Origin of the sequence: Martinezella hainanensis (assembly GCF_900094555.1) — a bacterium.
Classification (GTDB): domain Bacteria; phylum Pseudomonadota; class Alphaproteobacteria; order Rhizobiales; family Rhizobiaceae; genus Rhizobium; species Rhizobium hainanense.
In genome coordinates this window covers 63746-83990 of sequence record NZ_FMAC01000010.1, presented here as the reverse complement: position 1 = coordinate 83990, position 20245 = coordinate 63746, and the positions used below count along the sequence as shown (strand labels likewise).

Genomic DNA, 20245 nt, shown 5'->3' with positions numbered 1-20245 from the left:
GACATCATTCTGGAGCTGCATCATGACATCGCACGTGCTCGACCTCGCCGGGGCCGGAATCGGTCCCTTTAACCTCAGCCTTGCCGCTCAGCTCGATTCCATACCGCAACTTTCCGTCCGCTTCTTCGAACGGCGCCCGTCCTTCGCATGGCATCCGGGAATGATGCTGCCGGGCGCGGAAATGCAGACATCTATTCTCAAGGATCTGGTGACGGCCACCAACCCGACAAGTCCCTGGAGCTTCCTCTCTTATCTCGTTGCACATAAACGCTTTTACCAGTTTCTTAATGCGGAATATGAAGCCGTCCCTCGCAAGGAATTCGCCGATTATCTCGGATGGGTCGCGCGCGGACTGACTTCGCTTCGCTTCGGTGCAAGCGTTCGAGAAGTCCATGCCAATGATGGCTTTTTCTCCATCGCAACCGACGATGGCGCGATCAGCGCTCGCAATCTTTCCGTCGGCGTTGGCAAGGTTGCGTCTCGTCCGGCCTGGGCCGAACAGCTGCCAAAATCCATGACCTTCCACAGCAGCGAAGCGACGCAACGTGTCGGTGATGTCAAAGCGCCTCGCGTTGCCGTCATCGGCGGCGGCCAAAGCGGCGCCGAGATCGTCGATGCCCTCCTGGACCTGAACTCCGTTTCGACCATTCACTGGATTAGCCGCCGCCCGAATTTCGAACCGCTCGATGCGACGCCATTCACCAATGAGCTTTTCACGCCAAGCTATATGGAGCGCTTCCACGGACTTCCCGAGGAGCTCAGGCTCACCCATACGCGCCGGCAGGTACTGGCCAGCGACGGCGTTTCTGCCTCCACATTGAAAAAGCTCTATCGCCGGCTCTACGAGCGAAAGCTTGATGCCGCCGGTCACCCCGATCACGGCATATCATTGCGTCCCTTCCGCAACGTCATTGCGGCCGAACAAGATGGTCCCGAAATCACGCTGACCATGCGCAACGGCTTCGATGACAGCATCGAAACACTGACGGTCGATATGATCGTCTTTGCAACCGGCTATCGCTTTGTGCTTCCGGAATTCCTGCATTCGCTCGAAAACCGTATTGAGCTCAGCTCCATCGGCGAGCCGGTGCTAGAAAGCGACTTCTCGCTCGCATGGGACGGTCCGCGTGACAATCGCATCTTCGTCCTCAATGCCGGACGTCATAGCCACGGCATTGCCGAACCGCAGCTCAGCCTTGCCGCATGGCGCAGCGCCGTGATCGCCAATGCATTGCTTGGTCGCCAGCATTTCGATCTCGATCAGCTCGATCCCATCGTGCAGTGGGAAACGCATGGGCAGCCGTCAAACCTTCCCTCTCACATGGGACAGGCAGCGGAATAGGTGAAAACCGACCAAGCGGAGGAGCAGACGGCGCAGGTGGAGCTTCACAGCCTGCGTCTGTCCGATGACATTGTCGTGCCGGACTCGATCCTGAGTGAGGCGGAAAAGAACCGCGCTGCCGCATTTCGATCATGCGCGGCACGGCGCCTCTTCGTTGCTGGACGGGTCCTGTGTCGAAGTATCATCGCCAATCTGCTTGGCTGCACCCCGCAAGCGCTTTGTCTTGCGATTACCCCCTCGGGCAGGCCTTACCTGCGTGATTACCCCGATATCGACTTCAATCTCTCGCACACGGGAGATCGCATTGCGCTCGCGATCTGTCGCGGCGGCCACATCGGCATCGATATCGAGCGCCTTGATGCATTTTCGGAGAAGGAAGCCTGCGAGATCATGCCGATGATCCTTTCTCAACAAGAACTCCAGCAGGTGCATCAATTGAATGAGCGACATCGCCACGATGTTTTTCTCGCCTGTTGGGTTCAGAAGGAGGCCGCACTGAAATGCTTCGGCCAGGGCTTCCTGGCTGACCCGCAAAACGTGATGCTGGCGCCAGGAAGCACAACCTTTAGAAGCATGAATCAAACGTCAGGCGAAACGATCTTCATCCATTCCGGCCAGATCATCGACGGAGAAAGCGGGGATTTTCAATGGGCTATCGCAACATCAAGGGCTGCGGCAGAACCGCAATGGCGGCATCATAAAAGCGGGATTTTCTTCTAGATCCTATAAAAAGTTAGAATAAAATCAGGTGGATAAACCGTGATTTAGGAGATGCTTCACTTTTCGACTCCGCTATCTTGACTATCATTGTCATGTTTTATAGGTTCCCTCTCAAAAAGAGGGGCACATAGAAATGCAACTTTGGATTTCAGCGAGAGCCCGACATGATTGCCAACCATTCGCAGTCGACTTCCAATGAGCAACTCCAAACAGCACTTCACGCCTATCCGAAGCTCCTCTCCGTCGCGCGCAGGATCACGGGCTGCATGAGCTTGGCCGAGGATGTCGTGCAAGAAGTTCTCCTCCAGCTGGTCTCCAAGCCGCTGAAGGAGGATATAGCGGCGCCAACGCCCTACGTGATGCGCATGGTGCGCAATCTCGCGACCGATCATATGCGGCGCCTGCAATATGAGCGCGGCCTGTTCGTCGAAGAAGAAATTGGCGGCAATACCTCGGCCTATGGAAGCCCCGAGGAACATCTTCACGAGGCCGAGGCCTACAAGGCCTTCCGCTGCACGGTCGAATCCATGCCCGCCAGAACCCGGAAGTTCTACGAGGAGCACTATTTCGACGATATACCCCAGAAGATCATTGCCAAGGAGGCAGGCGTATCCTGCGCCCTTGTTTGCGGCCTTCTGCGAGAGGCTCATTCGCGGTGCCTCGCCGCTCTCTCGCTTGAGGCCGACCATGCTTGCGCTGCCGGCAGCAGCCATAGACGAAACCGAACAACACGGGTGCGGGAGATGCGGGCCTGATGGCGGTTCGCCGCCATCGCCGCAAACTGCACTCCATCGCCAGGAAAGGGAAAATAGATGCAGGAAACCATCGAGATAACCGAATCCAAAGGCGCCATCTGTCGTGACATCATGTCGGAATTGACCGACTGGTTTACCGACCCCGATGTCATCGAAGCCTGCGCAGGTGCTGTGGAGACCCTGCCGATGTTCGGCTGCGTCGAGGCGGATACCGTTGCCGGCTTCGTTGCGCTACGCGCCCATCCTCCGGCTGCCATGGAAATTCTCGTGATAGCAACCAGGCGTCGGCATCATCGCAGCGGCGTCGGCAAGCGATTGCTGGCCGCAGCCGAGGCTTTTGCGCGCTCTTCCGATTGCAAGCTTCTAACGGTGAAGACGCTCGCGCCGCGCGGCAGGGACGAACCGCAATATGAAAAGACCCGCACCTTCTACGATAGAAACGGCTTCATCCGCGCCGAGATATTCCCGACTCTCTGGCGTGAAAGCGATCCGTGCCTGTTCTTCGTCAAGCCATTGACCTCAATAAACTAACCCGGCCGCCTGCCGGCAATCAGAATTTCAGGAATGATCATGAAAGACGAAACGATCACCGGAAACGATCAAAGTCACGCGACGGTCTTCACGACAGAGGGCCTGCGTTTCGAAGTCGACGGCAAAACCATTCTTCACCCGCTCGATATCAGCTTCAAGGCGGGTGAGATTTCCGGACTGATCGGCCATAACGGCTCCGGCAAATCCACGCTGATCAAGTTGCTGGCCCGACAGATTCAGCCGACCGGCGGGCGCATCCTGTTTGATGGCGTTGCCGCAGGCTCCTATGACATGCGTGCCTTCGCGCGTGCCGTCGCCTATCTGCCGCAGGACACCAGTTCGGCTGCCGGCATGACCGTCGAAGAGGTCGTCGCCTGCGGGCGCTATCCCTGGCACGGGGCGCTCGGGCGCTTTACCGATCTCGACCGGGAAAAGGTGGAGACCGCGATGAAGCTCACGCATGTCGATACCTTGTCAGGGCGAATGGTGGATACACTCTCCGGCGGCGAGCGTCAGCGTGTCTGGATCGCCATGCTGGTCGCTCAGGACAGCCGCTGCCTGCTGCTCGACGAGCCGACATCGGCCCTCGACATCGCCCATCAGATGGAAATCCTCGGGCTTGTGCGCGAGCTTTGCAGGACGAAAGATCTGAGCGTCATCCTCGTCCTGCACGATATCAATGTCGCGGCACACTTCTGCGATCATCTGCATGCATTGAAGCAAGGGCGCCTGATTGCAGCCGGCCCGTCGTCGAGCCTCATGAAGGCTGAAACGCTCAATACGATCTACGGCACCAATATGGGCGTCACAGCCCATCCCGTGCATGGAACGCCGCTTGCCTATGTCATCTGAACGCAGCCTCGAGACCCTGACGCTCTCGCGTCGCACGCTGCTTGCTGCTGCGGCGTTTTTTGCCGTTCCGCAGACGGGAATGGCAGCCGAAAGGATAGTCGGCCCGATCGTCTCCCTCGATTACGGCTTGGCGTCAACGCTGCTTGCACTCGGCGTGACGCCAGCCGCCATCGCTTCGCTAGCCGATTGGGACACATGGGTCGTCGAACCGAAAATGCCTGATGGCGTCATCGATCTCGGCACCACCGGCGAGATCAATCTCGAGGTCCTGGCAAGCGTCAAACCGGCGCTCATTCTGACGACGCCCTATCTCGCTCCCTTGAAACCGCAACTGGAAGCAATTGCGCCGGTCCTGGAACTGACGATCTATGCCGAGGGCGGCGAGGCATTGCCTCGTTCCATCGAGGCGACGCGTCGGCTGGCCGACGCCATCGGCCGGCGGCAACAGGCTGAAGAGTTTCTTACTCGGTCGGAACAATTCTTCGACAAATGCGCAAACCGCGTGAAGAAGCTCAATCCTGCGCCATTGGCACTCATCAATTTTGTCGACACCCGTCACGCCCGCATCTACTGCGGCGCAGGGCTTTACCAGAACGTCATGACCAGAATCGGCCTGAAGAATGCATGGACTGGAGCTGGCGACTATTGGGGTTTCGAGACGATCGGGCTGGAGCAATTGGCAACGCTCGACCAGAGCCTGCGGCTGATCGCTTTCGAGCCGCTCTTGCCGCCCAACGTTCTCGATAGTTTGCAGGACAGCCCCTTGTGGACCAGCCTCCCCTTCGTACGGGCTGAGCGCGTATCCGTGCTGCCGGGCACCTTGATGTTCGGCATGGTGCAGGAAGCAGAGCGCTTCGCGCGCATACTGCTCGACCATCTGGAAAAATTCGCATGATCCGCACCGAAACGAATAAAGTCCTCGGTGCTCCAGCCGTGGCTCTGACGTTGTTTGCGCTTGCCAGCCTGCTTGCCTGGCATCAACTGGCCCCGGACTTCTCGCGCCTGTTCGAGCAGGAGGCCGGCTACGACCCGCGACGCCTGTTGCTCATCTATTCGACCCTGCCGAGGATCGTTACCGCATTGCTGGCCGGTGCCGCGCTTTCGCTCTCAGGAAGCCTGCTACAGCAGGTGCTGCGCAATCCGCTGGCCTCGCCTTCAACACTTGGCATTTCCGCAGGCGCCAACCTTGCGCTCGTTGCCGTCATGCTCGCCTTTCCGGCTCTGCAGGGCCTCAGCCGCGACGCCGTTGCCTTGTTCGGCAGCGCCGCAGCGGCAGCGGTCGTTTTCCTGATCGGCGCAAGGCGCGGCTTCTCACCCCTGGCACTCGTGCTGTCGGGCCTGATCGTCGGCGTCTGGAGCGGCGCGCTGGCCGCCATTCTGGTCCTGATGAACGATCGCTACCTTTCCGGCCTCTTTATCTGGGGCGCCGGATCGCTTGCACAGCAAAGTTGGACCATTCCGCTTTCCCTTCTCCCGAAAATCGCCATCCTCTCTGTCGCGGCCTTGCTGATGGCGCGGCCATTGGCGCTCATGGAGCTGGGCGACAGCAGCGCGAGCGGACTTGGCCTTTCGGTCAAGCGAACGCGCATTGCTGCCGTTTGCATTGCAATTGCGCTTGCCGCAATCGTTACCAGCGCCGTTGGTGTCATCGGCTTCATCGGCCTGATCGCTCCGCGCATCGCCCAGCTTGCCGGCGCCCGACAGATGAAGAGCCAGCTCATCTGGTCGCCCCTTATCGGCGCAGGATTGCTGCTACTGACCGATGAGGCCCTCGTGCTGCTTTCTGGTGCCTCTTCGACCTTCCTTCCGACGGGTGCCATCACTGCGCTGCTCGGCGCGCCATTGCTGCTGCTGATGTTGCCGCGTTTGAAGACCGTGCAGCGCAGCGCGCCATCCCTCTCTCAGAATGCAAATCGCGCCTTGCGGACGCCGCGCGTACTCTTGGCTGCATCGATCCCGGCGCTCGTCCTTCTGCTGGCCGGTGCCGTCTTCTTCGGGCGTGCGCCGGATGGAACATGGACGCTGCTCGCCTATCTCCATTGGCCCGATGTATTGCCTTATCGCCTGCCGCGCATCGCTGGTGCCTTTCCTGCGGGCGCGATGCTTGGCGTCGTCGGCGCGATCCTGCAACGGCTCAGCGGCAATGAGATGGCAAGCCCCGAGGTGCTGGGTATTTCGGCAGGCGCTACCCTTGGCGTCACCGCCGCGCTTTTCCTTCTGCCCGCTCCCGATATGGCCGCCCAACTGGGCTTCGGCGGTATCGGCGCTTTCGCCGTCCTCATCGCCATTTTCCTGTTCGGTATCCGGTCCGGTTTCGCGCCGGAGCGGGTACTTCTGACAGGCATTGCGCTCGGAGCCATGCTGGATGCTTTCATCAGCGTGCTGGCCGCGAGCGGCGACCCGCGTGCAATGATCGTGATGCAATGGATGAGCGGATCGACTTATCTTGTTGATACGCCTAAAGCAATTTCTGCGATGATGGCGGCGGTATCGGGCCTTGCGCTTGCCTTTCTTGCTCACCGCTGGCTCGACCTGCTGCCGCTTGGGACCCAGGCAGCACAGGCAATCGGCATTCGCGTCAACGCCGCCCGCGCCTGCCTCTTTGCTCTGGCCGCAGCCATGACCGCGGCCGCCACCCTCGTCGTCGGGCCTTTAAGCTTCATCGGCCTCATGGGTCCGCATCTGGCACGCGAGCTCGGCCTGCGCCGCGCCGCTCCCCAGCTTACCGGCGCAGCGCTCGCCGGCGGTGGCCTCATGGTGCTCGCGGACTGGTTCGGCCGAATGATCGCTTTTCCCTACCAGATGCCCGCCGGCCTGGTTTCTGCCCTCGTCGGTGCCCCGCTGCTACTGATATTGCTGATGAAGCGGCGCAGAACCGCATAATAGTGGTAGAAAACGGCCGTTCACTTTCCAAAGCGTCTCGCCGAAACGGCAAGTCAAACGGATGGAATCGCGGTGCGCGTTGAGGCCGACGACTGGCTTGCGCATCGAGCCAACGCGACCGAAACAAGTATCTGATGGATGTGTGCTTGCGCTTCCAGGCGGCACTTATGAAAGTCGATTTGCAGGAAGAGCGATCGAACTTGATCTGAGAGAAACTAGGCGGGAAACGCTAAGGAGAATATCTCTCCTGTTTGCCGGCGTCTCGGAATAAAGACGGGCGCCGCGCAAAACGCGGCGCCCACAAGGAAGCTTACCAGCGATACTTCAATGAAGCCGTGATGTTGCGGCCCTGCCCGAGGTAGCAATACCCTTCGTTGCAGACAGTCAGGCGCCGGTTGGCGATGTTGCGAACATCGACGGATGCGGTCAGGCCCTTGTATTTCTGATCGACCGCGCCGAAGTCGTAAGAGACAGCCGCATCCAGATAGACGCTTGCATCATTCTTCGCCGTGTTTGCCGTGCTGGTATAGGTCTCGCCCGTATAGCGGATACCGGCGCCGACGGTCAGGCCCTTTGCGGCCGAATCATCCTGGAACGTGTAGTTCGACCAGAGGCTGGCAATATTCTTCGGCGTCACGGCAGGCGCATTACCTTGATCGTCGCCGCGGGTGATTTCGGAATGGTTGTAGGCATAAGCCGCAACCACATCCCAGCCATCAGTGATGTTCGCTCTGGCTTCCAGCTCGATACCCTTGTTGGTCACCTCGCCGAGCGAGGCATAGACGAGCGTCAGAGGATCGACCAGAACCGGCTTGTTCTTCTCGACGAGGTGATAGGCGACAGCAGAGAGGAGAATGTCCGTGCCTGGCGGCTGATATTTCACGCCGAGTTCATACTGCTGACCCTTGGTGGGATCGAGGATACTGCCGGATGCGGACCGCTGCGTGACCGGATTGAACGACGTCGAATAGCTGGTGAAGGGAGCTATCCCGTTGTCGAAGAGATAGAGCGCACCAGCTTGATAAGAAAATGCATTCTTGTTGAGGCTGTCGTTGGTGGTCGTATCGGTGGAGACGATGGTGGTGTCGGTCGATTGTTTGACCCAGGTCTGACGTCCGCCGAGCGTGAAGCGCCACTTGTCGAGCTCGATCTGATCGAGGGCGTAGGCGCCGAACTGCTCCAGTTTGGCGTTGACCCGGCTGTAATTATAGTCCGGCGTCGGGCCGGATACACCATATCTCGGATTGTCGAGATCGAAGTCATAGGCGGAGCTGGTCGTCGAATCAAATCCATATGCGAAGGAATCGTTCATATGGGTATAATCCAGGCCGAACAGCATGGTATGGGCAGCAGCACCCGTATTGAACTTGCTTTCAAGCTGGTTATCAACCTGAAAGACATTCATCCTGTCGCTGATCGCGCTCGCGCTGCGTTGAGCGACGTCGCCGACCCAGTCGATGGTGCTGAGATAGCGTGCCTTCAAATCCAGATGCGAGAAGCGAAGGTTCTGACGGAAGGTAAAGCCGCCGTCGAACTCATGTTCGAACTGGTAGCCAACCTGCTGCTGCTTGGTTTTCTGATAGTCGTAGTCTGGATCACTGTCACGATAATCAAGGACATTGCCATCGGGGCCGATCATTGCGCCAGGATTGGCGTCCGTCTCCGTGGATTGCGCCGATCCGTAAACCGTAAACTTCGTCGATTCGTCAGGCTTCCATGTGAAGGATGGTTGGATGAAATAGCGATCGTCAGCGATGTCGAAATTGGTATCGCCCCTCCTTGCCAGGCCGACGATACGGTAGAGCATGCTGTCATCGTCCTGATTGACCCGGCCGCCGAAGTCGAACATCGTCTGGGCGCGATCCGATGTCCCGTACAGGACGCCGACCTCCCTGATCGTGTCGTCCGTCGGCAGCTTCGATATCTTGTTGACGATACCGCCCGGCGAACCGGCGCCGTAAAGAACGGAGACAGGCCCCTTGATGATCTCGACACGATCAAGCGCATAGGGATCGGTACGGAACATGGCGTAGTTCATGTAGGGCTGACGCAACCCATCGCGATAGTCGCCGTCGGTGGTAATGTCGTTGCCGCGAACGTAGACCTGGTCGAAACGCGGATCGAAACCATAGGAGCCGGTCTGGACGCCGGCTGAATAGCGCACAGCCTCGATGATGTCCTGCGCGCCGCGCTCTTCCATTTCCTTCTTGGTTATGACCGAGACGGAGCGTGGGGTTTCGACCAGAGGCGTATTGATCTTGGTGGCGCCCTGGCTCTTCTTTGCCGCTACGCTCTTATTGTCGCTTGCGTCACTCGATTGGCCGCTGACGACGATCGGCGCGAGCTGGGTGGCATTTCCATTGTTCGCATCGGCCGCGGCGTCTTGCGCAAAGGCATTTCCACTTAAAACAAACAGTGTTGCAAGCGCGGTGGCGCCGCTTGCATGGTGGAATCTCTTACGTGCCAAATTACTGATATAATTATGAGACTTCTGCTTCATAAGCCCTTTGCGCCTGCCCATTTTGAATAAAGATGGCGCAAATTAGTTCGCAGGCGTCGCTGGCGTCAAGAATACATGAGTACAATAGTCATATTTTTTATCGGTTTCCACTCTCATGTTGCAGAATGGCCCCGGTTGCCGAGCATCGGATTGCGGAAAAGACCTGAAAATTAAGCCTAGCAGAGCATTTGGCTCGCTTGCCAGATCACCTTCTCCATAATATGAGAAATTTCATCATCTTTTCACATATCGGTGCTGTTGCTTCGGCGCCCCACATGATCGGCCAGCCGGAGAGACCATGTCCCCCACCTCATCACACAATGCGGCTGCCATGCCGGCGCCGGTCACTCTTCCCGGCTGCACATTCGTTGACCTGAAGTTTGACAATGCCGATCATCCGCACAGGATCTTTCTCTACCGTCCCGACAAACCGGCGCCGCCGGAGGGTTGGCCAATCCTGTACCTGACCGACGGCAACGCCTGTTTCGCAACCGCTGTCGACGCATTGAAAGTGCAGGCGAGCTATCCGAACGGGACCAATGTCGCAGAAGGCGTCATCGTCGCCATCGGCTATCCCACCGACGAGCCATATGACCCTCTCCGCCGCTCCTGGGACTTGAGCCCGCCGCCTGGGCGGGTCTATCCGCCATTTTTCCCCGATACGCCGGATGTGAAGACCGGCGGCGGCGAACGCTTTCTGACGCTCATCGAAGACGAGCTCAAACCCTGGATAGAGCAGCAGGTTCCGATCGACCGCTCACGCCAGGCGCTTTTCGGTCATTCGTTCGGCGGTCTGTTCACGCTCTACGCGCTGTTTCACAAACCAGATGCCTTCAGCCGCTGGATTTCGGCAAGCCCGGCGATCTACTGGGAAGATGCCGCTATTCTTTCGATGGAGAGAGAATTCCTGGACAGACACAAAGAGCCGCTCGATTTGGAGCTGCATCTTTCCGCCGGACAGTATGAAGGCGAAATCCTAGCGCCCTTCCATAAAGGCACCGCCGAAGAGCAAAAACGACAGGAGCGTGCAAAGGAAACGCGCACGATAGGACTCGCCCGCGAGATGGCTGAGAGATGGGCCAAACTGGCGTCGTCCACAGAAACGATCACCTTTGAAGAATATGCCGGAGAGAACCACATGTCGGCCCTCCCGGTCGCGCTGAACCGGGCCGTCCAAGTCTCATTTCGAAGAAAGAAATAGAATTAAAATTCATAGGCTTGCCGCCTAAAGTTGCAGCGCGCCCTTCGGCAATGCGTCGTTCTTCGTGCATTCTGTGCAATGAAGCGCATTCGGCGCGCGTTTCTGGCTCTTTCCGAAGCACCAATCGGTCAAAATTAACCATCGGTTAACCATAATCACCTTTATTTGCTATAGTGAATACAAGGACTTGATTCCAAAGACCGTCGCGCAATTTGCCGATGAATGTGACCAGACACGATTGTCGCGATCCGATAAGATGCATTTTTCAAAGACGATAGCATTGATGACATTGGCCTGCCTCGGCGTTGGTTGCTCGACGACCGGCCCGGTTCGTCAATCGATCGGTGTGGAAACGGTCACGAGTGACAAGGCGCTGGCCTTCCCGCCGCCCGGCGGACCGGCGATCGTCAATGTGGTCGAGCGCAGGCATGCCAAGGATGTCGAGCAGACGATCGCGCTCTCCACCTCGTCTTCCGTCTCAGGGCAGAATTTCCTCAAAGTCCAATTTCTTGGGCTGACGGGCTCCAATCCCGGACTCGGAAGCCGGCCCTATAATACGATCAGCGATGGGGCGATCGCGCGCGAAATGGCGGCCGCAGTGCCCGGCGTACGGCTCGCCCGCTCGGCGACCTTCGTCCAGAACAATTATGGCCCCTTTGGCTACGCTTCCGGCCAGAGCCGGGCCGGCGACACCTGCCTTTATGCCTGGCAACAGGTAAAAGCTGGCTTTGCGCAGCCGCAGGAGCAGCGCAATTTCGGCATGGTGCAGGTGCGCATCCGGCTCTGCGACGCCCATGCGACGGAACGCGAGCTATTGAGCACGGTCTACGGCTATACGATCGCAGGCCATTTTGCTGGCGCGGCGCTGAACCCGTTCGGTGGTCCACGTGGCGCCGATGCTGTTCTCGGCAAACCCGGCGAGCTTGTCTATCCCGACGCAACACCTTATCGCACGGCACCGATCAGCATCGGCTATCAGAACCGCCCGGTCGCACCGCGCCCCGCTGTCATACGCCGACCGGTCATAATGCAGCCTCAGCCGCAGGCGGCGCCAACACTGCCACCGATGATCGGCCCGCGCGTACCGCTGCCGGATGGTCAGAACGACCCGTCGCAGACGAACGGCGCAAGTGGAGCAAGTTCGATGGCCGTGCCGCCGCCGGCAAATACCGCAAGCAATATCATCGTGCCTTTACCGGACTGTAACGGAGCAACTGGCATATCTCAGGTGTGCCGCTAGCAGGCGGCACTGCTTGGGGGCGCCAGGATGGCGTCTGGCAATACCTTTGAAGGGACACCGATGCACACTGCACGCAGCATCTTGATATGGGCCGTGATAGCGCTATGCGGGATCGTGCTGATCACGTTGCCGGTCAACCTTCAAACGCAGCTGATTGCCAGCACCGTGGTCGTCACCCTGATGGCGATCATCAAAATCCTCAAGCGTCAGGGAACCTGGCGGCTGGTGGCGCTTGCCTTCGGCACGGCGATCGTGCTGCGCTATGTCTATTGGCGCACGTCCTATACGCTGCCACCCGTCAACCAGCTGGAAAACTTTATTCCCGGTCTGCTGCTTTATCTCGCCGAAATGTACAACGTGGCGATGCTGATGCTCAGCCTCTTCATCGTCGCCACGCCCTTGCCGTCGCGCACCACGCGCACCTCCGAGACCAAGCACTTTCCGAGCGTCGATGTCTTCGTGCCGTCCTATAACGAAGACACCAATCTTCTTGCCAACACGCTCGCCTCCGCCAAGGCGATGGACTATCCGGCCGACAAGCTCAGGGTCTGGCTCCTTGACGATGGCGGCACGTTACAGAAGCGCAATTCGACCAAGATATTGGAATCGCAGGCCGCAATCGCACGCCATGACGAACTCAAGCGGCTCTGCGCTGATCTGGATGTCGAATATCTGACGCGCGATCGCAACGAGCACGCCAAGGCAGGCAACCTCAACAACGGACTGGAACATTCGAGCGGCGAACTGATCGCCGTTTTCGATGCCGACCATGCACCCGCGCGTGATTTCCTTCGCGAAACCGTCGGCTACTTCGAGGATGACCCGAAGCTCTTTCTCGTGCAGACTCCGCATTTTTTCATCAATCCGGACCCGCTGGAGCGCAACCTGCGCACCTTCGACAGCATGCCGAGCGAGAACGAAATGTTCTACGGCATCATTCAGCGCGGCCTCGACAAATGGAATGCCGCCTTCTTTTGCGGTTCGGCCGCCGTGCTCAGCCGCAATGCGCTGCAATCGCAAAATGGCTTTAGCGGCATCAGCATCACGGAAGACTGCGAAACCGCGCTTGCGCTTCATGGTGCGGGCTGGAACAGCATCTATGTCGACAAGCCATTGATTGCCGGCCTGCAACCGGCGACTTTCGCAAGTTTCATCGGCCAGCGCAGCCGCTGGGCGCAAGGCATGATGCAGATCCTGCGCTTCCGCTTCCCGCTCCTGAAGCGCGGCCTGACATTGCCGCAACGGCTCTGCTACATGTCGTCGACGCTGTTCTGGCTGTTTCCGTTTCCGCGCGTCATCTTCCTGTTTGCGCCACTCTTCTATCTCTTCTTCGATCTGGAGATCTTCACGGCATCGGGCAGCGAGTTCCTCGCCTATACGCTTGCCTATATGCTCGTGAACCTGATGATGCAGAACTACCTTTATGGGTCGTTCCGCTGGCCCTGGATTTCCGAGCTCTACGAATATGTCCAGACGGTGCATCTCTTGCCGGCTGTCGTTTCGGTCATGCTCAATCCCCGTAAGCCGACCTTCAAGGTTACGGCCAAGGACGAGTCGATCGCCGTCAGCCGGCTTTCGGAGATCAGCCGCCCGTTCTTCGTCATCTTCGCCGTTCAGATCATCGCGCTCGCGGTCACCATATATCGTATCTATGCGGAGCCCTATAAGGCCGACGTCACCCTCGTCGTCGGCGGCTGGAACATCATCAACCTTGTCCTTTCCGGCTGTGCGCTCGGCGTCGTCTCCGAGCGCGGCGAACGTGCCTCCTCGCGGCGCGTCAGGGTCGATCGCCGCAGCGAGTTCGGGATCGACGGCCGGTGGAACTCCGCTTCCATCGAGGACGTGTCCGTCCATGGCGCCAGGTTGAACGTCTTCAACAAAGATATGGAGCCGGTCAAGATCGGCTCGGAAGCGATCATACGCTTCCAGCCCTATAGCGGCGCCGACATGGTGACCTTGTCGGTCGTCGTTCGCAATGTCGAGCAGATGGGCGACATTACGGCCATCGGCTGCCAATATGTTCCAAGGGGTGCTGCCGACCATCGCCTGATTGCCGACCTCGTCTTCGCCAATTCCGATCAATGGACGAAGTTCCAGCAGGCACGGCGGCGCAATCCGGGCATCATCCGTGGAACCTTCTGGTTCCTGAGCATGTCGCTCTATCAGACCAGTCGCGGCCTGATCTATCTGTTCAGGGGTGTTGGCTCGGATCGCACACAGCAGCGGCAGGATGCGAAGGCGAGAAGCTGATGAAGCGCACCCTCCCTGCCCTCCTGCTTCTCCTTGGCGCCGTTACCGCGCAGGCGCAGACGACTCCTTTCGACATGTCCGGCGAGCGGCCGAAGGGTGAAGCGCCGACAGTACCCCCGATCATAGCCCCGCAAACAACTGCGCCGCAGACGGAGCCGCCGAAGGCAGCGGTACCTCCGATCATGGCGCCCCAGACCGTTGCACCACAGACCGCGGCTCCTCAGACTGTCCCGCCTCTGGTCATGACGCCGCCCCCCGTTACTCCGCAAACGGCAGCGCCACAGGTCGCAACCCCTGTTGCTCCCGCCCAGACAACGCCACAAGCGGCGCCAAAGGCGAAACAGGCGACCACCAGCACCGATTCATCGGCATTCCGGCGCTATGTCGTTCCTTTCGCAAAGCTGCGATTGGAGGGTGAAGCCGATCGCAAGTCCTGGTCGATTTATCTGACGCCGGAGCAGGCGGCGGCATCCGCGAAACTTACCTTTGCCTATCAGAACGCGGTCGTCGTTGCCCCTGAAGCATCGCAGCTCACAGTCCTCGTGAATGACCGCGCCGTGCATCAGCAGCAGATCGGCTCCTCGGACAATGAGTCGGATGTCAGCTTCGATATCCCGCGCGGGCTCCTGCAGCCCGGTGCCAACCTGTTGACCTTCGAGGCGACTCAGCGGCACCGCGTCGACTGCGACATTCCATCGACCTACGAGCTCTGGTCCGATATCGATCCCGCAAGAACTTATCTCAGCTTCGCCGGTCGTGAAGCGGAAAAACTCTCCACCACCGACGCGATCCGCGCGATCGGTGTCGACGGCACCGGCAAGACACAGTTCAATCTGGTCGTGCCGGCCCTGGCCCAACCAGGAACGACCAAGCCGATCCTGCGTCTGGCGCAGGGACTAGCGCTTTTGAGCGGGATGCCGAACGAGACCTTTTCGTTCGGCACTGATGCCCTACCCGCACCAGGCCCGGGCAAGATGACGGTCGTCGTCGGCACACCAGCGGAGCTACAGCCCGTATTTGCCGTTCCGGCCGCAGCGCAAAATGGAGCTTTGGCGACATTTGCGACGGACCCACGCAGCGGTCAACAGCTTCTCCTCATCAGCGGTCCTTCCTGGCAGGCGATCTCATCGGCAATCGACATGGTGGTTTCGCCGACCGATCGCGATCCCGATACTCGCCGCGATCTGCTGGTAACGCAACGATGGTCCGCACCAGACGCACCTCTGATCTATTCGGGCACCAGCCTGTCCTTCGAACAGCTGGGCGTCAGGACAACGGAATTCTCCGGACGGCGCTTTCATACAAGCTTCAACGTGGCAATCCCGTCCGATTTCTACGCGAATGCCTATGGCGAGGCCACCATCCTGCTTGATGCGGCCTATGCCAAGGATGTGCGACCGGGCAGCCATATCGACGTCTATGTCAACGGCAGTATCGCCACGACCAAGCCGATCACGGTGACTGGCGGCGGCATTTTTCGGCAATTGCCCATCCGCATCACCATGCGGCATTTCAAACCCGGCCTGAATACGATTACGCTTGAAGCCATGTTGCTGGCCGACGAGGATACCGCCTGCGCGCCGGCAGCGACGTCAAACACGACGCCGCGCTTCGCACTGTTCGACACGAGCCAGTTCACTGTCCCGGATTTCGCAAGGGTTGCGCAGCGACCCAACCTCGCAGCCCTTGCCGGCACCGGCTATCCCTACAATCGCCAAACCGAACCGACCGCCCTCTTCATCGACCGAGCAGACACCGACACGCTGTCTGCGACCGCGACGCTTCTCGGCCAGATGGCGCTTGTCGCCGGTCACCCCATCGCGCTGGAACCCACGGCTTCGCCGAGCACCGTCGGGACCCGCAATGCGCTGTTCATTGGTTCCGTGTCGCAGCTGCCGTCGACGATCCTCACTCAAATGAACATCTCCGCCTCAAGCCAGGTGGCCTGGCGCCCACCCGCCCCGGGCCAAGGCGGCGTACCCGAGGCTTCCGTGACGATTGCCGATTGGCGCTCACGCATCAGCGGCGGATTGCTGCAGGGACAAGTGCAGAATTTTCAACAATGGATGCACCGCAACTTTGATATCACCTTGAGCTCGCTGCGCTTCATTCCCAGTTCCGAGCAGGTGTTCACGCCATCGAACGCCAATAGCTTCCTGATCGCCCAGGAGGCAAATCCGACCAACGACGCAACCTGGACCGTTGTCACCGCGCCAAGCGCCGGAGACCTGCGGGCGGGCGCCGAGGCAATGACCGCCCAAAATACCTGGTCGCAGATTGGCGGCCGCATCACGGTCTATTCCGGCAAGACGGGGAAAATCGATACCGTGCCTGTCAGCCGGTTCACCTTTGTCGTTTCCCAACCCTGGTCGCTGACGAATTATCGGCTGATCGCAGCAAATTGGCTTTCCAGCAACATATTGTCCTACGCCTTCCTGTTCGTGGTCGGTTCCTTCCTGCTCGGGGTGAGCACGGCAAGCGTTCTTTCCAAGATCGGCAGGCGCGAATGAAACTCTGGCGCCTTGTTCTTGCGATCTGCGGCGCTGTTATCCTTGCGGCGGCGCAACCGGCTGTCGCTCAACGCACGGCAATCGATCCGCAAGCCTGGACTGCCTACAAAGCGAAATTCCTCGATGTGAACGGACGCATCATCGATAACGGCAATGGCGGCATCAGCCACAGCGAAGGACAAGGCTATGGTATGTTGCTTGCTTACCTCGCCAATAATCCGGCCGATTTCGAACAGATCTGGTATTTTACCCGCACCGAGCTGCTGCTGCGCGACGACGGCCTTGCCGTCTGGAAATGGGATCCGGCCGTCACCCCGCATGTGACGGACACGAATAATGCTTCCGATGGCGATCTATTGATCGCCTACGCGCTGGCCCTGGCCGGATCGGCCTGGAACAACAAGGACTACCTGCAGGCGGCAGCGAGCATGGCCAGATCAATCCTTGCCCACCTCGTCATCAGTTCGGGGGGACGAACGCTGCTCATTCCTGGCGTCGAGGGCTATCGGCCGCCAGGACGCAAAGACGGACCGATCATCAACCCATCCTATTGGGTCTTCGAGGCGATCCCCGTCATGGCGCTGCTGGTGCCTTCCGATCGCTGGCAGAAGCTCCACGACGACGGCCTTGCCCTATTGCGCTCACTGCAATTCGGTCCACGCAAGCTCCCGGCCGACTGGGTCAGCTTGACGGCAAAGCCGGAGCCAGCGGGCGGATTCGAGGCGGAATTCGGCTATAACTCGGTCAGGATCCCTCTTTACCTGACGCGCGCCGGGATCGATGACAAGGCGCTGTTTTCGCGTCTGCAGCAAGGCATGACCGTCGAGGATGATGAGCCTGCAACGATCGATCTGGCGACGGGCAAGCCGAAGGATCGGCTTGCCGACCCGGGTTATAGAATTGTTAACGATGTTGTGGCGTGTGTGGTGAGCGGAACAAAACTGCCTGCTTCGGTTCGGCAGTTCGCCCCATCGCTTTACTATCCGGCCACCTTGCAGCTGTTGAGCCTGGCTTTCGTCACGGAGAAGCATCCGGAGTGTTTATAAAGTCCACCTTGATCATGGCTTTCATGGCCGTCGCCGTGGCGGGGTTTACGCTCGCGACGAAGGATCACGATTCGCCGGAAGACAAGATCAAGCTGGCAAAATCGGCACGTCTCGAGCCGCAAACGGTACTGGCCGCCGATAACAGCTCGGCCGGCGGCAGCTCCGGACAGCCCGTCGACCTGCAGGCGCTCGCCGACCATATACAAGCGACTGCGCCCTCGGCGGTTCTCTCCGACACTCCGCCTAAGTCGGCAAATACGACCGCCGCAGATTCGATCGCCCAAGCCTCCCCGCAGCAGGCACAGCCGCAATCAATGCAGCCACCATCGCCTCAGCAGAGCAATCCGGCACAGGCTGCGGATAATCAGCCGAAGGTCGATGAAAGCGCATTGCGCTATTTTGCAAGCCGTGGCGACAAGGCGCGGCTCCAGGCGGAGATCTCCCGGCTGCAGACGCTCTACCCGAATTGGACGCCGCCGGCCGATCCGCTGGCGATCCCGCAAAATAGCGACAAGCAGCTCGAAGCCATGTGGCAGCTCTATTCCGAGGGCCGTTATGCCGAGGTGCGCAAGGCCATTGCCGACCGTCAGGGCGCCGAATCCGGATGGCAGCCACCCGCCGATCTGCTGGAACGTCTGGATATCGCGGAGGCACGCACGCGGCTCGGCAACGCCTCCGATCTGAAGCAATACCAGACTGTAATCGACATCGGTGCCAGGACACCGAGCCTGCTGACCTGCAGCGACATCGACGTTCTCTGGCGCGTCGCCGAAGCCTTCATCAGCACCGATCGTGCTGCCCGCGGCCAGGATGCCTACAAATATATCCTGAAGACCTGCACCAATCCTCAGGAAAGGCTTGCGACCATCCAGAAGGCGGCCGCTCTGCTGCCCTATCAGCCGATGCAGGATCTCTTGTCCCTGGAAAAGCCAGACGGCAATGGCGGGCGGGAATTCGACAGCATAAGGATCGATCTGGCTCGCCGTTTCGTCGCGCAGGGCAATGACGATCCGAAGCTGACCATATCGCAGGACTATCTCTCGCAAGTCGAACGTGTCGCCCGCAGCCAGGGTCTTGCGTCCGATGATTCGCTGCTTGGCTGGTACTATCTGCGTCGCAGCAACTACGCCGATGCAGAGCAATGGTTCAAGGCCGCGCACGAGAAGGAAGATTCGGCAACGATCTCGCAGGGCCTTGCCCTGGTGCTGATCGCCGATCGCAAGCCCCAGGAAGCCGAAGACGCCATGTACAAGTGGCGCAATGAATCCAAGGATGCGATGGCGACCTACCTTGCGGCGACCGCCAATCTGATGGCTCTGCAACCGCCGGCCAACCTCAGTGAAGATGTTCTCGGCCGTATTGCCGCAGAAGTCGTGAAGCAGAAATATGTTCCGACGGCCCAGCAGCTCGGATGGTTTGCGCGCTCGATGAACCAGCCGCAAGCCGCCGCGCGTTGGTTTGAGACGGCTTTGCGCTGGAAGCCTGACGACGAGCCTTCCGCCTACGGCCTTGCCATTACCCGCAATCAGCTGAACGATCGTGTCGGCGTCGCCGAAGTTCAAAGACTTTGGGCCGGTCGCTCCCAACGCATCGCCGTGCTCGGCGAGCCGGCGCCGCGCACGCCGGTATCGGAGCCGCTGCCATCCCCCAATCAGGCTGGACAGCCTGCCCCTCAGACCTTGCCTCTGACAACATCGCAGCAAGGCGGGCAGCAGCCTGCGCCGCCGATGGCCTCTCAAGCCGCACCGCAGCCTCAGGTAACGCAGCCCTACGTCAACGCACAGATCCCTGTGCAGCGGGTAGCCCCTGCCCGCCGCGCTCCTTCCCCGAATTATGCTGAACCGGAGACCCGCAACCGGGTGGCCACCCGCTCGGCACGACAGCCAGCAGGATGCAATACCACCGTCAATGCGCAGCTGCTGACGCCCGCCAGTGCGCTTTCCCGTGGCTGGTGCCTCATGAACCTCAATCGACCGATGGAGGCGGTGGAAGCCTTCGGTGTCGCCTTGAACAACGCGGATTCAAAATCGCGCGAAGAGGCAGCCTATGGACAGAGCCTCGCCTATCTGCGGGCCGGCCTTGCCAACAATGCAGCCGTCGCTGCGACCAAGGCACCGATGAACCATCAACGCGCCGCTGAATTGCAGGTGGCCATACTGGCCGACCGCGCACTTTCGGCCTTCGAGGGCAAGCGCTATCACGAAACATTGCTCTATCTCGACCAACGCGCGCAGCTGCAGCAAGAGCGCGTCGATCTGATGGTGCTGCGCGGATATTGCTACCTCAATCTCAAAATGTACGACGATGCCGAGCGCATCTTCACAGCCGTCGCCGCAACCGGGAGCCGAGACGGCAGCCGTGGCTTGCGGGATCTTCAGCTGGCTCTACATCCGCAGCCGGGCGATTATTGATCAT

At 59.5% G+C, this 20245-nt stretch carries 14 protein-coding genes; 13 read left to right on the top strand and 1 reads right to left on the bottom strand.

Annotation, left to right across the window (positions count from 1 at the left end; genetic code table 11):
* Positions 1-22 precede the first annotated feature (22 nt).
* The 7 genes from GA0061100_RS26490 to fhuB all read left to right on the top strand — a co-directional run bounded on the left by GA0061100_RS26490 (position 23) and on the right by fhuB (position 7083).
* Positions 23-1342, top strand: a complete 1320-nt coding sequence (locus tag GA0061100_RS26490) for a lysine N(6)-hydroxylase/L-ornithine N(5)-oxygenase family protein (protein ID WP_075855816.1) — start codon at positions 23-25, stop codon at positions 1340-1342.
* Positions 1343-2062: a 4'-phosphopantetheinyl transferase family protein gene (locus GA0061100_RS26485; RefSeq protein ID WP_075855815.1), complete on the top strand. Its 720-nt coding sequence runs from the start codon at positions 1343-1345 to the stop codon at positions 2060-2062.
* 164 nt (positions 2063-2226) lie between these two features.
* Complete coding sequence (locus GA0061100_RS26480) at positions 2227-2817, top strand: sigma-70 family RNA polymerase sigma factor (RefSeq protein WP_075855814.1); 591 nt, start codon at positions 2227-2229, stop codon at positions 2815-2817.
* A 57-nt stretch (positions 2818-2874) separates the two neighbouring features.
* Positions 2875-3348, top strand: a complete 474-nt coding sequence (locus GA0061100_RS26475) for a GNAT family N-acetyltransferase (protein WP_075855813.1) — start codon at positions 2875-2877, stop codon at positions 3346-3348.
* A gap of 39 nt (positions 3349-3387) precedes the next feature.
* On the top strand, positions 3388-4200 hold the full coding sequence (locus tag GA0061100_RS26470) for an ATP-binding cassette domain-containing protein (RefSeq protein WP_075855931.1): 813 nt from the start codon (positions 3388-3390) through the stop codon (positions 4198-4200).
* Positions 4190-5095, top strand: coding sequence for an iron-siderophore ABC transporter substrate-binding protein (locus GA0061100_RS26465; RefSeq protein ID WP_075855812.1), 906 nt, complete (start codon positions 4190-4192; stop codon positions 5093-5095). The genes GA0061100_RS26470 and GA0061100_RS26465 overlap by 11 nt, the downstream gene beginning before the upstream one ends.
* A complete protein-coding gene (gene fhuB / locus GA0061100_RS26460) occupies positions 5092-7083 on the top strand; it encodes a Fe(3+)-hydroxamate ABC transporter permease FhuB (protein ID WP_208621585.1) in 1992 nt (663 codons plus the stop codon). The genes GA0061100_RS26465 and fhuB overlap by 4 nt, the downstream gene beginning before the upstream one ends.
* A 310-nt stretch (positions 7084-7393) precedes the next feature.
* On the opposite strand, the gene GA0061100_RS26455 is transcribed toward fhuB, so the two are convergent.
* Positions 7394-9583: a TonB-dependent siderophore receptor gene (locus GA0061100_RS26455; protein ID WP_075855811.1), complete on the bottom strand. Its 2190-nt coding sequence runs from the start codon at positions 9581-9583 to the stop codon at positions 7394-7396.
* Positions 9584-9914: 331 nt separating this feature from the next.
* On the opposite strand from GA0061100_RS26455, the gene GA0061100_RS26450 reads away from it, so the two are divergent.
* The 6 genes from GA0061100_RS26450 (at position 9915) to GA0061100_RS26425 (ending at position 20241) form a co-directional block, all read left to right on the top strand.
* Positions 9915-10784, top strand: coding sequence for an alpha/beta hydrolase (locus GA0061100_RS26450; protein WP_244557956.1), 870 nt, complete (start codon positions 9915-9917; stop codon positions 10782-10784).
* A 283-nt stretch (positions 10785-11067) separates the two neighbouring features.
* Entirely contained in the window at positions 11068-12024 is a 957-nt protein-coding gene (bcsN, locus tag GA0061100_RS26445; protein ID WP_244557955.1) for a cellulose biosynthesis protein BcsN, read from the top strand.
* 60 nt (positions 12025-12084) lie between these two features.
* Positions 12085-14274 (top strand): UDP-forming cellulose synthase catalytic subunit, encoded by a 2190-nt coding sequence (gene bcsA / locus GA0061100_RS26440; protein ID WP_075855808.1) that lies wholly within the window; start codon positions 12085-12087, stop codon positions 14272-14274.
* Entirely contained in the window at positions 14274-16784 is a 2511-nt protein-coding gene (locus tag GA0061100_RS26435; RefSeq protein WP_075855807.1) for a cellulose biosynthesis cyclic di-GMP-binding regulatory protein BcsB, read from the top strand. Before bcsA ends, GA0061100_RS26435 begins: the two co-directional genes overlap by 1 nt.
* Positions 16781-17830 carry a family 8 glycosyl hydrolase gene (locus tag GA0061100_RS26430; protein ID WP_075855806.1) on the top strand — a complete coding sequence of 350 codons (1050 nt, stop codon included), beginning with the start codon at positions 16781-16783 and terminating at the stop codon, positions 17828-17830. Before GA0061100_RS26435 ends, GA0061100_RS26430 begins: the two co-directional genes overlap by 4 nt.
* Positions 17821-20241: a tetratricopeptide repeat protein gene (locus GA0061100_RS26425; protein ID WP_425298715.1), complete on the top strand. Its 2421-nt coding sequence runs from the start codon at positions 17821-17823 to the stop codon at positions 20239-20241. The genes GA0061100_RS26430 and GA0061100_RS26425 overlap by 10 nt, the downstream gene beginning before the upstream one ends.
* Positions 20242-20245 lie beyond the last annotated feature (4 nt).